The organism is Saccharothrix carnea, from assembly GCF_003014735.1.
Classification (GTDB): Bacteria; Actinomycetota; Actinomycetes; order Mycobacteriales; family Pseudonocardiaceae; genus Actinosynnema; species Actinosynnema carneum.
On sequence record NZ_PYAX01000001.1, the window covers coordinates 700,320 to 713,436 of the forward strand.

11 protein-coding genes are annotated in these 13,117 nt (G+C 70.6%); 4 read left to right on the forward strand and 7 right to left on the reverse strand.

Translation table 11 applies throughout. From position 1 onward, the window contains the following. Positions 1–8 precede the first annotated feature (8 nt). The gene (locus B0I31_RS03420; protein ID WP_146173714.1) at positions 9–1,574 is read left to right on the forward strand and encodes a DUF885 domain-containing protein; all 1,566 of its coding nucleotides are present in this window, start codon (positions 9–11) and stop codon (positions 1,572–1,574) included. Here B0I31_RS03420 and B0I31_RS03425 read toward each other — a convergent pair. Both B0I31_RS03425 and B0I31_RS03430 read right to left on the reverse strand, forming a co-directional pair. Next, positions 1,550–2,308 (reverse strand): ABC transporter permease, encoded by a 759-nt coding sequence (locus B0I31_RS03425; RefSeq protein WP_106613770.1) that lies wholly within the window; start codon positions 2,306–2,308, stop codon positions 1,550–1,552. The genes B0I31_RS03420 and B0I31_RS03425 overlap by 25 nt on opposite strands. Further along, entirely contained in the window at positions 2,305–3,228 is a 924-nt protein-coding gene (locus tag B0I31_RS03430; protein WP_106613771.1) for an ATP-binding cassette domain-containing protein, read from the reverse strand. The genes B0I31_RS03425 and B0I31_RS03430 overlap by 4 nt, the downstream gene beginning before the upstream one ends. 101 nt (positions 3,229–3,329) lie before the next feature. Here B0I31_RS03430 and B0I31_RS03435 point away from each other — a divergent pair, with 101 nt between their 5' ends. After that, positions 3,330–4,076, forward strand: coding sequence for a TetR/AcrR family transcriptional regulator (locus B0I31_RS03435; protein WP_106614027.1), 747 nt, complete (start codon positions 3,330–3,332; stop codon positions 4,074–4,076). 41 nt (positions 4,077–4,117) lie between these two features. On the opposite strand, the gene B0I31_RS03440 is transcribed toward B0I31_RS03435, so the two are convergent. The 3 genes from B0I31_RS03440 to B0I31_RS03450 all read right to left on the reverse strand — a co-directional run bounded on the left by B0I31_RS03440 (position 4,118) and on the right by B0I31_RS03450 (position 7,811). Beyond that, the gene (locus B0I31_RS03440; protein WP_181319963.1) at positions 4,118–4,585 is read right to left on the reverse strand and encodes a DUF417 family protein; all 468 of its coding nucleotides are present in this window, start codon (positions 4,583–4,585) and stop codon (positions 4,118–4,120) included. A 163-nt stretch (positions 4,586–4,748) separates the two neighbouring features. Continuing rightward, the gene (locus B0I31_RS03445) at positions 4,749–6,878 is read right to left on the reverse strand and encodes a putative bifunctional diguanylate cyclase/phosphodiesterase (protein WP_106613773.1); all 2,130 of its coding nucleotides are present in this window, start codon (positions 6,876–6,878) and stop codon (positions 4,749–4,751) included. Between the two features lie 117 nt (positions 6,879–6,995). Further along, complete coding sequence (locus tag B0I31_RS03450) at positions 6,996–7,811, reverse strand: SAM-dependent methyltransferase (protein WP_106613774.1); 816 nt, start codon at positions 7,809–7,811, stop codon at positions 6,996–6,998. 166 nt (positions 7,812–7,977) lie between these two features. Here B0I31_RS03450 and B0I31_RS03455 point away from each other — a divergent pair, with 166 nt between their 5' ends. Both B0I31_RS03455 and B0I31_RS03460 read left to right on the forward strand, forming a co-directional pair. After that, a complete protein-coding gene (locus tag B0I31_RS03455; RefSeq protein ID WP_106613775.1) occupies positions 7,978–9,294 on the forward strand; it encodes a cytochrome P450 in 1,317 nt (438 codons plus the stop codon). 21 nt (positions 9,295–9,315) lie between these two features. Further along, positions 9,316–10,326: an alpha/beta hydrolase gene (locus B0I31_RS03460; protein WP_245949627.1), complete on the forward strand. Its 1,011-nt coding sequence runs from the start codon at positions 9,316–9,318 to the stop codon at positions 10,324–10,326. Between the two features lie 70 nt (positions 10,327–10,396). Here the strand turns inward: B0I31_RS03460 and B0I31_RS03465 are convergent, their stop codons facing one another. Then, positions 10,397–12,445 carry a glycosyl hydrolase gene (locus tag B0I31_RS03465; protein ID WP_106613776.1) on the reverse strand — a complete coding sequence of 683 codons (2,049 nt, stop codon included), beginning with the start codon at positions 12,443–12,445 and terminating at the stop codon, positions 10,397–10,399. 145 nt (positions 12,446–12,590) lie between these two features. Then, complete coding sequence (locus B0I31_RS03470) at positions 12,591–13,082, reverse strand: MarR family winged helix-turn-helix transcriptional regulator (protein WP_106613777.1); 492 nt, start codon at positions 13,080–13,082, stop codon at positions 12,591–12,593. Positions 13,083–13,117 lie beyond the last annotated feature (35 nt).

Here is a 13,117-nt window from a genome sequence, read left to right on the forward strand (position 1 = left end):
TCGGTGTGGTGACGGAGGTCGATCGGATCGCGGAAGAGCTGCACCGAGCCGTGCTGGCGCGGTTTCCGACGTCCGCGACCCTGAGCGGCATCCCCGGCTACGACCACCTGCTCACCGACTACCGCGAGGAGGCCGACGAGCGGTTCGCCGCCGAGCTCGACGGCATCGCGGCACGGGCGGCAGCGGTCGATCCCGGGCCGTTGGCCGGCACGGACCGGGTCACCCGCGCCATGATCGGGCAGCAGGCGTCGGCGTTGCGCGACCAGGTCGGGCAGCGGTGGGTCGAGTTCACCGTGAGCGACCTGATCCTGACCCCCGTGCCCATGCTGTTGCACACGCTCGCGGACACGCCGTTGGACACCGAACAGCAGCGGGCCGATCACGAGCGCAGGTTGAGCGCGATGCCCGCCTTCTTCGCGGCCTTGGCGCAACGGCACCGCGACGGGATCCGCGCGGGCCGGTTGCCGGTGGCGCGGTTGGTGCGCCAGGCCATCGCCCAACTCGATGACAACGCCCACCTGCCCGGTGTGCGCGAGTACCGCGAAGCGCTGGCGGCCGACGTGCTGCCGCACGGGCGTGACGACGACCGGGCGGGCGTGTGCTGGTTGCCTGACGGCGAGGAGCTGTACGCCTCGGCCTCACGGCGGCACACCACCACCGACCTCACCCCCGACCAGCTGCACCACACGGGGTTGGCGGCGCTCGAAGGCCTCGCCGACGAGTACGCGTCGCTCGGCCGGGAGGTGTTCGGCACGTCGGACGTCCACGAGGTGTTCACCAGGCTGCGCGACGGCCCGGGGTGGCGCGACGCCGACGAGATGCTCGCCGCCGCCCGCGCCACCGTGAGCCGCGCCGAAGCCGCCGCGCCGGGGTGGTTCCGCACCGTCCCGGACGAGAAGTGCGCGGTGCGCTTCTACCCGGACGGCACACCGGCCGCGACTCCCCCGTCGTACCTGGCGGGCACGGTGGACGGTGCGCGGCCGGGCACCTACTCGGTGAACCCCGCCCAGCTCGACGGCAGGCACACGGCCGAGGCCCTGGCCTTCCACGAGGCCGTGCCCGGGCACCACTTCGACGGCGCGCGGCGGATGGCGCGCACCGACCTGTCGATCTGGCGGCGCACGGCCGGGGTGAGCGCGTTCGCCGAGGGCTGGGCCCTGTACGCCGAACGCCTCGCCGACGAGATGGGCCTGTACTCCGACGCGTTCTCCCGGCTGGGGATGCTCACGTTCGACTCCATGCGCGCCGCGCGGCTGGTGGTCGACACGGGGCTGCACGCGTTCGGCTGGAGCCGGGCACGGGCTGTGGAGTTCCTGCGCGCCAACACCCCGATGGCACCGTACCTGGTGGAGTCCGAGGTGGACCGTTACCTGGCCGACCCGGGACAGGCGCCGGCCTACCTGGTCGGCCGGTTGGAGATCCAGCGGTTGCGGCGGGACGCCGAACGGCGCCTGGGTGGCGCGTTCGACGTCCGCGACTTCCACGAGGTCGTGCTGTCCGAGGCCCGCGTGCCGCTGTCCACGCTCGCCGACCTCGTCGAGGCGTGGGTTCAGTCGTTGACGCGCCGCCGGTAGAGGGCGACGGCCAGGACGAACGACGCGATCAGCAGGCCGACCGACCAGGCCAGTGCGATCCAGCCCTGATCGCCGACCGGGGTGCCGGTGAGCAGGCCGCGCACGGTCTCGATAACGGGCGTGATCGGCTGGTGCTCGCTGATGCCCCGCAGGAACGGCGGCATGGTGTGGGTCGGCACGAAAGCGCTGCTCAGGTACGGCAGGAACAGCATGAAGAAGCTCAGCGCGCTGGCCGACTCGACCGACTTCGCCACCGCGCCCAGCCCCGCCGCCAGCCACGACAGCGCCAGCACGTACAGCAGCAGCAACCCGGCCGCGGCCAGCCACTCCAGCGGTGACGCGGACGGGCGGAAGCCCATCGCGACCGCCGCGCCGACCACGATCGTGGTGGACAGGGCGTTGCGCGCGACGCTGGCCGTGACGTGCCCGGTCAGCACGGCGAAGCTGCGGATCGGCATGGACCGCAGGCGGTCGATCATGCCGCTGTTCATGTCGTCGGCCACGGACATCGCGGTGGACGCCGCGCCGTAGCCGGTGCACAGCAGGATGATCCCGGGCACCACGTAGTTGATGTACCCGGTGCCGGTGTTGATCGCGCCGCCGAAGACGTACACGAACAGCGCCATCATCAGCAGCGGCAGGACGATGGACATGATCAGCGTGTCGACGTTGCGCCTGCCGAGCCGGATGCTGCGGCCGATCATGGTCATCGAATCGGCGATGGCGTGACTCATGCCGGCACTCCTTCACGTGCGGTCAGGGCGAGGAAGACGTCGTCGAGGGTCGGTCGGTGCGAGGAGACCTGGGCGGGCACGACGGCGGCGGCGCGCAGGTCGTCCAGCACGGTGTGCAGGTGCGTGGCCGTGCCGTCGGACGGGACGCTGAGCACGAGCCGCTCGTGGTCGGTGAAGCCGCCGAGCCGCGCCGCCGCGATGTCGAGCGCCGCGGCGGAGGTGAAGCGGAGGTCCAGCCGGTCGCCGCCGACGCGGGCCTTGAGGTCGTCCGCGGTGCCCTGGGCCGCCACCTTCCCCTTGTCCAGCACCATGATCCGGTCGGCGAGGCGGTCGGCCTCCTCCAGGTACTGGGTGGTGAGGAAGATCGTGGTGCCGGTGCGGACGAGGTCGCGGATGGCGTCCCACATCGTCGTGCGGCTGGCCGGGTCCAGGCCGGTGGTCGGCTCGTCCAGGAAGATCACCTTCGGCGCGGCGACCAGGCTCATGGCCAGGTCGAGCCGCCGCCGCATGCCGCCCGAGTAGGTCTTGACCCGGCGGTCGGCGGCGTCGACCAGGTCGAACCGCTCCAGCAGCCCGGCGGCCCGGGCCTTCGCCCCAGGCCTGCCCAGGTGCATGAGCCTGCCGACCATGACCAGGTTCTCCCGCCCGGTCTGCTCGGCGTCCACGGCCGCGTACTGGCCGGTCACGCTGATCGCACCGCGCACCTCGGCCGGTTCCCGCACCACGTCGAACCCGGCCACCCGCAGCCGGCCGCCGTCCGGGCGCGACAGCGTGGACAGGATCCGGATCGTGGTCGTCTTGCCCGCGCCGTTGGGACCGAGCAACGCGAAGACCGACCCCTCGGCGACCTCCAGGTCTATCCCGTCCAGCACCGCGGTCGACCCGTACGCCTTGCGCAGGCCGGTCACCTCGACGATCATCACTGCCCCCTATGTGTATCAGGTACGCTAAAGAGCGTAGCTCATACGCAGTTGTGAGCGGTAGCCCTAGACTGGCCGGCAGCGGTTACGAGAGGGTGGAGATGACCGAGGAGAACGGCCTACCAGCGGAAATCGCCCTGCTGTGGGGCCTGCGCGAGACACCGCGACGCGGCCGCAAACCGTCCCTCACGATCGGCGAGATCACCCGGGCGGCGATCGAGGTCGCCGACGCCGAAGGACTCGGGGCGGTGTCCATGGCCAGGGTGGCGCAGCAGCTCGGCAACTCCACGATGGCGCTCTACCGGCACGTGAAGAGCAAGGACGAACTGCTCAAGCTGATGGCCGACGCCGCGATGGAGGACCCGCCGCCGATGCCCGCGACCGGTGGCTGGCGGGCCGGGTTGACGTTGTGGGCGAACAGCGTGCTCCTCACGTTCCGCCGGCACCCCTGGTGCGCCCGGATCCCGCTCACCGGACCACCCCTCGGGCCGAAGAACCTGGCGTGGTTCGACAGCGCGCTCGGCACGCTCGCCGACACACCGTTGAGCGAGAGCGAGAAGGTCGGCGTGGTGATGGGCCTGCTGACGTTCGTGCACGGCGAGATCCGGTTGACCGCGGAGCTGGCGGAGAGCTTCCAGGAGAACCCGGAGGCGTTCGGCCCGTCGTACGCGCGGGCGTTGCGGCTGCTGGTCGACCCGCGGAAGTTGCCCGCCCTGGGCCGCGTGGTCGACGCCGGCGTGTTCGACCAGCCCAACCTCTACGACGAAGGCGACGTGGACGCCGACTTCGCGTTCGGGCTCGGCCTCTACCTCGACGGCGTGGCCGCGTACCTGGCCGGTCGGGCCTGATGGTGCTGCGGGGTCGGTCGGGACCCCGCAGCACCGCGCGATCACCGCCGGGCGACGTCGGCCCGCGCCACCCGCTGCCGCACGGGTGCGTCGGCCGACATGACCGCCAGGCCTGCGGTGATCAGGACCAGGTTCTTGACCACGAACTCGCCGGTCATGGTCAACAGCAGCGGGTTGCCCGCCTGGAACGCGACGGATGGCTGCAGCACGAGCGTGGAGAACGTGCCTGCCAGGTGGAGCACGACCAGCAGCGCCACCCAGCGCAACCGGAACCCCACGACCAGGGCGATCCCCAGCACCACCTCGACGGCGCCGAGGGTGAACACGAACACGCCCGGGTCGAGCCACGGGACGGTCCGCGCGACCAGCTCGGCCACCGGCGTCGTGCCGGTCACCTTGAGGGCGCCGAACCACACGAAGACCACGCCGAGTGAACCGCGCAGCAGGGGGATGCTCAACGCCCGCAAGGCGTTCACGGGCGCATCCGGACGGGACTGGAACTCCGTCATCCACATCACTTCCTTCGCGAGCGGGACCACGTCGACCCGCCTGCGGGAGGTCGGCCCGTTCCGTGGTCCACACTGACCGGAACCGGACTGGGAGCGCTCCCAGAACTGTAACGGTAAGGAAACGCGCTGTGAAGTGTTGATTCCAAGCCGTCCCAGATCGCGGCTAGTCGTACCACTCGACCGGGTCGTGGAACGCGCTCGCGGGCAGCGGTTCACCGAAGAACTGGCCGGTGCCCGCCACCGCGCCCGCCGCACGCCACCACTCGGCCTGCTCGCGCGTCTCCAGCCCGTCCACCAGCACCTCGACGCCCGCCTGCCGGGCCAACGGCACCAGCCCGGCCAGGAACTCCGCCTCGCCACCGGCCTGCCGCGCGACCAGCCGCCGCGCCACCCGCACCGACCCGACCGGCAGCTCCGCGGCCACCGCCAGGTCGTCCGGCCCGAGCCCGAAGTCGTCCAACGACGTGCCGACGCCCAGTTCGTCCAGCACGGTCAGGTTGTCCACGGCGTCGGACTCGGCCAGCACCGACACCGGCATCCCGATCACCAGCCGCCCCGAGGGCAGCCCCGTGTCGCCGAGCACCCGGCGCACCCGCCGGACCAGGTCGCCGTCCCGCGACTGGTTCCTGGTCAGCCCGACGTGCAACGCCGCGGTGAACGTCGCCCGCTGGCCCCACCACCCCAACTGGCCGCACGCGGTGGCCAACTGCCACTCGCCCAGCGGCAGGATCAGGCCCGTCCGCTCCGCCAGCGCGGTGCACCCCGCGTGGTCCAGCGGATCGTCACCGCGGTCCCAGTGCAGCTTCGCCGCCACGCCGACCAGCCCGCGCCCGGTCAACCGCACCACCGGCTCGTAGCGCACGCCCACCTCGCCGTGCTCCCACGCACCGGGCATGGCGACCGCGAGCGCGTCGACCCGCCGCTCGTCCGCGTCCTGCCGGTCGTGGAACAGCGCCCACTGGCCGCGACCGGACGACTTCGCCCGCCGCAACGCCTGCTCCGCCGCCCGGATCACCTCCTCGGGCGTCCAGTCCGGCGGCGGTCTGCGCACCACGCCGACGCTGACCGACACGGCCAGCCCGCGGTCGTCGAAGTACACCGGTTCGGACAGCTCGCGGTTGATCTCGGCCACGGTCGCCGCGACGTCCGGCGTGGTGGCGGCGTTCTCGACCAGGATGGCGAACTCGTCGCCGTCGAACCGGGCGATCATCGCCTTCTCCCGCGCCAGCACGGCCTTCAGCCGCTGCGAGACGTGCACCAGCAGCCGTTCGCCGGTGGGTCGGCCGAGGCTGTTGCACACCATGCCGAACGCGTCGATGTCGAGGTGGAACAGGCTGATCCCGCGCACCGGGTCCGCCCGTCGCAGCGCGCTCTCCAGGTGGGTGGTGAAGTACTGCCGGTTCGGCAGCCCGGTCGACACGTCGTGCAGCGCCTGCCGGTTCAGCTCCGACTGCAGCAGCATCAGCTCGGTGCCGTCCTCGACCACCGCGACGAAGTGCCCCGGCTCGCCGTCCGCGCCGCGCACCATCGACACCGTCAGCGAGATCCGCGCGACGTCACCGTCCTGGCGCAGCAGGCGTTGCGGCTGCCGGACCCGCTCCTGCTCGCCGCGCAGCAGCGCCCCCAGCGCGTCGCCGAGGGCCCGCGCCGACGCCGGGTGCGCGAGGTCGAACAGGGCGAAGCCGGTCAGCTCCTCGGTGGTGTAGCCGAGGATGTCGCCGATCGCCGCGTTGGCCCGCACGATCCACCCGGCCAGGTCGACAACCAGGATCCCGCTGGCCGACGACGTGGCGACCTCCTCGAACCGCGCCTCGCTCTCCTTGAGGTTCCACTGGGCGTCGCGGACCGCCTTGAGCAGCGAGAGCTGCATGGACTCCTGCTGCTCGAACACCGCGCGCCTGCTCGCCGCCAGGAACCCGGACGACAACGCGCCGAGCACCGCCACGACCGGTTGGGCATAGCGGTCCACGGGCTGGAACTCCGCCAGCCCGAGCAGCCCTTTCCCGAGCACGTCGAGGGTGACGCGCAAGCCGTCCTCGGTGACGTACCCGAGCGCTACGAGTTGTTGGCCGATCCGCTCGGCGGCACGGGACGCGGGTCGGTCGGAAGACTCCTCGGCGTGCACCGCCGCGCACAGCTCGTTCAGGCGGTCGCGCATTTCGCGGTCGAGTTCGTCCCGGTCCAGGGCGACCACTACGACGCCGCTGAGCAGGTACGACCACTTCCGCGCGAGGAGTTCCCGGCCACGTTCGGGTGGTGAGGTGGCCCCTGTTCTCTGACTGGGGATCGACATTCCCGTTGCCCTGTTGTGATAGCGAGGATCGGCGGCAGTTTACCCACCCCCCACCGGCCGACACTCAACCGGACGTATGAACCCCGAACACACCCAGGGTGACTTCGTCCGGCGAATTCAGAGTTTCCGGCCCACACCGGCGTAGACCAGCATGTTCATGTCGGGTTCGGAGGCGATGTCCCCCGGACCACCGGGTCGCCATTCACCACATCCGACCAGGCCGGGTGCCACGAGTTCGAATCCGTCGAACATCCGGGTGATCTCGGCGTGCGAACGCAGATTCACCTGATCGGGGCTGTTGCTCTGCTTGATCGCATCGGTCGCGTCGGACAGGTTGTCGCTCTGGTTGTCCCCGGTCACGTGGGTGATCGCCAGGTAGCTGCCGGGTGCGAGCGCGTCGCGGTACCGGGTGACGAGGGCGCGCGGGTCCGCCTCGTCCGGCACCCAGTGCAACATCAGCAGCATGAGCACCCCGATCGGCTGTTCGAAGTCGAGCAGCCTCCGGGCGGCGTCACTGCCGAGGATGGCGGCGGGCTCGCGCATGTCGGCTTGCACCACGGCGGCGTCGTCGTTGCCGACCAGCATCAACTCGCTGTGCGCGACGGCCACCGGGTCGCGGTCGACGTACAGCACGCGGCAGCCCGGCGCCGCCGCCTGGGCGACCTCGTGCACGTTGCCCACGGTCGGGATGCCGGAGCCGATGTCGAGGAACTGCCGCACGCCCTGGTCCACCATGAACCGCACGACGCGGCCGAGGAACGCCCGGTTGACGCGGGCGGCGTTGCGCAGGCCCGGCATCATCGACTCGATCCGCTCGCCGAGCGCGCGGTCGACGGCGAAGTTGTGCGCGCCGCCGAGCATGTAGTCGTAGGTCCGCGCCACGCTCGGCACGGAGATGTCCACACCGGATGGAATCCATTCGCTCTGCGTCATAATTCGCGGCCACCTCTTCACGTCGGGGCCGGCAAGAGTACCGGGTGGACGGAAAACGACACCCACTCCACCGACTGCGTGATACCATCTCACCCGAATGGGCCTACCTGTATCCCCAAGAGGTCCCTATGGTGAGCCGTCCCTTTCGGCAGCGACAGGAGCGGACATGGGTGTCCCGGTAGCGCCTGGCCGCCTGCCATTCCTCGGCCACTCCGTGGAGATGGTGCGCCGACGACACGAATTCACGTCATCACTGCGCGATCACGGCGAAGTGGTGAGGATCGACCTCGGCCCGTTGACGACCTTTTTCGTGACCAGTCCTCGACTTTCGCACCAGGTGCTGGTCACGGACGGCCCGAAGTTCCGCAAAGGCGCGATGTTCGACAAATTCCGGCCTTACCTGGGCAATGGCCTGGTGCTTTCGGACGGCGCGTGGCACCTGCGGCAGCGGCGGATGATCCAGCCCGCGTTCCACCGCGAGCGGATCGCCCACTACGCCGGTGCGATGACGCGCGCGGCCTCCGCGTTGACCGCGTCGTGGACGCCCGGCGAGGTGCGCGTGGTCGAGGACGACATGCAGGGCCTGGCCGTCACCGTCGTGGGCGAGGCGCTGTTCTCCACCGAACTGGGGCAGCGGGTGATCGCCGAGGTGCGGCGGTCCGTGTTCGTGGTCATCAAGCAGGGCATGGTGCGCGCGCTGTCGCCGTCGTTCGTGGAGAAGCTGCCGCTGCCGGGCAACCGCGAGTTCGACCGGGCCATCGCGCGGATGCGCGCCATCGTGCTGGAGGTCATCGCGAACCGGCGGGCCGAGGGCACGCCCGACCACGGCGACCTGTTGTCGATGCTGCTGCTGGCGCAGGACGAGTCCGGCGACGGCATGACCGACCAGCAGACCTACGACGAGGTGCTGACCCTGCTCACCGCGGGCATCGAGACCACGGCGCTGGCGCTGGCGTGGGCCTTCCACGAGGTCGCACGGCGGCCGGACGTCGAGGAACGGCTGGTCGCCGAGGTCGACGAGGTGCTGGGCGGGCGCCCGGTGACGTTCGCCGACGTGCCACGACTGAGGTACGCGGCGGCCGTGGTGAGCGAGGTGCTGCGAAAGTACCCGGTGTGGATCCTGATGCGGCGCGCCGTCGCACCGGTCGACCTGGACGGGGTGGAGTTACCCGCGGGCGCAGAGGTCATCGTGAGCCCGCACGCCCTGCACCACGACCCGGCGTCCTTCCCCGACCCGCACCGGTTCGACCCCGACCGGTGGCTCTCCCCTCCCGCGCCCGTGCCGCGCGGCGCTTACATCCCGTTCGCGGCGGGCTCCCGCCAGTGCCTGGGCAACGTGTTCGCCCAGACCGAAGTCGTGATCACCCTGGCCACCGTGCTGTCGCGGTGGCGGCTCGTCCCGGTGCCCGGCAAGCCCGTGCGCACCAAGTTCACCTCCGCCGCCTACCCCAGCGGTCTGCTGATGACGGCGGTGCCCCGTTGACTCACCGGAGGTTGTCGAATCGTGCGTTGGTCGCGTTGGCGGTCGTCCGCGGTCGCCCTGCTCACCGCGGCGGCGGGCTTGCTGCCCGTGCCCGCTCCCGCTCTCGCCGCGCCGGTCGCGTGTGAGGACTTGCGCGTGCCGGTGACGGTGCTCGGCACGCCGCACTTCATGCACGGCAGGCTGTGCACCCCGACGGGTGCGTCCACCGTGCAGGTGCTGATCCCCGGCGGCACCTACAACAGCTCGTACTGGGACATCTCGTACTCGCCGGGCACCCGGTCGTACCGGGAGGCGATGAACCGGGCGGGCATCGCGACGCTCGCCGTGGACCGGCTCGGCACCGGGCGCAGCTCGCGGCCGCTGAGCGCGTTGGTGACGGCGTCGACCCAGGCGTACGCCGCGCACCAGGTCGTGCGGGCGGTGCGGCCGCGGTTCGAGAAGGTCGTCATCGGCGGGCACTCGATCGGTGCGGCGATGGCGTTGATCGAGGCCGGGACGTACGGCGACGTGGACGGCGTGCTGGTCACCGGTTTCACGCACCGGATGAACCTGGTGACCGTGCTGCCGGTGCTGGCGGGCATGATCCCGGCGGTGCTCGACCCGGGGTTGCGGCGGGGCGGGCTGGACCTCGGCTACCTGACGACGGCGCCCGGCAGCCGCTACGGGGCGTTCCACGCGCCCGGTCTGCGGGTGCCCGAAGCGATCGCGTTCGACGAGGCGACGAAGGACGTGTTCTCGGCGGCGGAGTCGGTGGACACGGTCGCGTTGCACAACGTGATCATCCCGTTCACCCGGTTGATCGACGTGCCGGTGATGGTGGTGGTCGGCGCGGGCGACACCCACTTCTGCGGCCAGCCGCTGGGCGCCGACTGCGCCTCGGCGGACGCCCTGCGCGCCTCGGAGTCCCCGTTCTTCTCGCCGGCGGCGCGACTGCAGACCTACGTGCTGCCGGACTACGGCCACTCGATCAACTACGCCCCGCACGCCCCGACCTACCACCAGGTCGTGACGGGGTGGAGCAACGGTCTCTGATCGGGCTGGAACCGCCCGCGTGCGCGCCGGGCATGTGGCTGCGCACGCGGGCGGGGTCTGTGCGGCGACTTCAGCCGGCGCGGATGTCGTCCAGGTGGAGGGTGCCGGTCACGACGGGGTTGTTCTCGGCCTGGTTGATGAAGATGTTGAACTGGGACAGGTTCTTCAGGTCCTCGGGCGTGATCCGCCGGTGTGCGTTGGCCGTGTCCCACGGCGCCGGCCGCCAGTCCGCGAACGGGATGGTCACGACGCCGGCCGACGTGCCCGCCAGCGACGGGTACGCCTCGTAGGCCACGCCACCGGCGTTGAGCTGCAGCACCAGCTTGTGGTTCGACCCGTCCGGGCGCAGCCAGAGCGACAGCCCGGTGTAAGCCGACCAGTCACCCGAGATCCGCTTGCCGACGCCGGTGTAGGTCTGGAAGCTGAAGTCGTAGTCGAACTTCAGCGCCTGGCCGCCGTTCTCCGCCGCCAGCGAGATCCGGTTCGTCCCGTACGGGCTGTACTCCGCGTTCAGCGCGGTGTCGTCCACGTGCCCCTCGAAGTCGTCCACCACGCCGGGGGCGAGCGGCGGCTTCGCGCCCAGGATCACGCGGTTGGTGGTGGACAGCGTGCCGCGAGCCGTCACGGCGGTCACCTTGAGCCGGGTGACCTTGTTGGTCAGGTGCTCGGCGCCGATGTTCCAGGTGCCGGTGTAGTAGCCGGTACTGCGGTCGAGCTTCAGCGGGAACCTGGTCGGGTCGTCGCCCACGGTGTAGTGGACGAACGCGTGCCGCGCGTCGAGCAGCCGCACGCGGACGGTCGTGGTCGGGGTGGTGATCCGCTCACCGTCCGGCGGCGACACGACGTGCAGGAACGGCTGGTGCGCCTCGGCCTTCACCTTGCGCCCGTACACGTCGCGCAGGTCGAGTGCCGAGCTGAACACCGCGAACGGGTCGGCGTGCAGCCGCCGCAGGTCCGGCAACAACTCGTGCTCGGGCTCGGTCGCGGTCGCCGGGTACGGCAGGAAGAACTGCTCGGTGCCGAAGTTCACCCAGGTCAGCATGAACGCGCTGCGGTTGGCCCACGGGTCGGCCTTGATGGCGTCGAACATCGTGGTGAACCAGTTCAGGTTCCCGTTCTGCCCGTTGGGCTTCAACGCGCCGCTGACGCCGTACTCGGTGAACGCCGAGACCTTGCCCTTCTCCTGGGCGATGCGGGCGATCATGCCGAGGTCTGCGACGATCCCGTCCAGCCACTGCCGCGAGCCGTTGCTGCCGTCGTAGCTGTCGATGCCGAACACGTCGATGTAGTTGTCGCCCGGGTACGTGCGCATGTACACGTCGTCCACGCCGCCGTAGCCGCCGCCAGGCGAGTACGCGTACAGGAAGTTGTGCACGTCCTTGACGTCGCGCAGGTACTCGACGGTGTACCGGAACAGCTCGACGTACTTCGCCGGTGACGCGTGCGCCGCGCCCCACCAGAACCACGAGCCGCTGTTCTCGTGGAACGGCCGGTAGATCATCGGGATCGGGTTGCCGTCGCGGTCGTCGACCTCGTGCGCGAGACGTGCCACGCGGTCGAGGTAGGCGTTGAACCGGGTGTGGTGGTCGCCGCCGGGCAGGATGCGGGTGACGACGTCGCCGTTGGTGTCGTAGAAGTCGCCGCCGGTGACGAAGTTGTCCATGTGGGACGCGAGCGTGTGGATGCCGCCGATCTCGTTGTGCGCGGTCTCGACCAGCTTGACGGTGGCCTGGAAGTTCTCCTCGGGGCTGGGGTCGCCGGGCGAGGAGCCGTAGCCGAGGTGGCCGGTGTCCCAGCCGAACACGGCCGGGTGGTCGCCGACGCCCGCCGCGACGTCGGACCTGATCCCGTCGGTCTCGGTGAACTCGTCCCACGTGACGCCGAACTCGGTCGTCTGCTGGTGACCGAACAGCACGCCCCTGCCCTGCTGGGAACGCAGGTAGGAGAAGAGCGAGCGGGTCTGCGGGGTGGCGTCGGGGTCGGAGATCCGGACCGTCTCCGGACGGTGGTGGCGCTCGTCGGGAGCGGCGGTGGCGGTGGTGGCCGTCGTGATCGTGCCGATCAGGGCGGTGACGGCGAGCGCGGCGATCGCGCGTCTGGCAGGGGAACGTCTCCTCATGGCTACCGACCTCTCGGCGTTGAGCGGTTCATGCGCTTAAGCGGTTGAGTGGCACCGCTGGAAACGCACGATAGCGCCGTAAGTTTCGTAAGTGAAGAAACTTGTTCGATGAAGTGGGTGCGCCAGGTCGGGAAAAGCCGGCGGCTCACTGGTCGCCGAGCGACTCCAGCAGCTGCTTCAACGTGCCCGCCAACGCCTCGCGCTCCCGCACGGACAACGCGCCGAGCAGGCGGTTCTCCGTGGCGAGGTGGTCGGGCAGAACGCGGTCGACCAGCTCGTGACCGGCATCGGTGAGGGCGACGACGACGCCTCGGCCGTCGCGCTCGTTCGGCGTGCGGGCGACGAGACCGCGGGCCTCCAGGCGGTCGAGCCGTTGCGTGACGGCGCCGGACGTGACCATCGAGGCCCGCATCAGCTCGGTCGGGGTCAGCCGGTGAGGCGGCGCGCTGCGGCGCAGGGTGGCGAGGACGTCGAACGACGCCCGGTCCAGGTCGTGCCTGGCGAAGGTCTTGCCCAGCTCGGCGTCCACGAGCCGGGACAGCCGCTTGAGCCTGCCGATCACCGCCATCGGCGAGACGTCGAGGTCGGGGCGCTGCGCGTGCCACTGACCGAGCACCAGGTCGACGTGGTCTGCCATCAAACTAGCTTAGCGGTGAGGTAAGTCACGTCGCC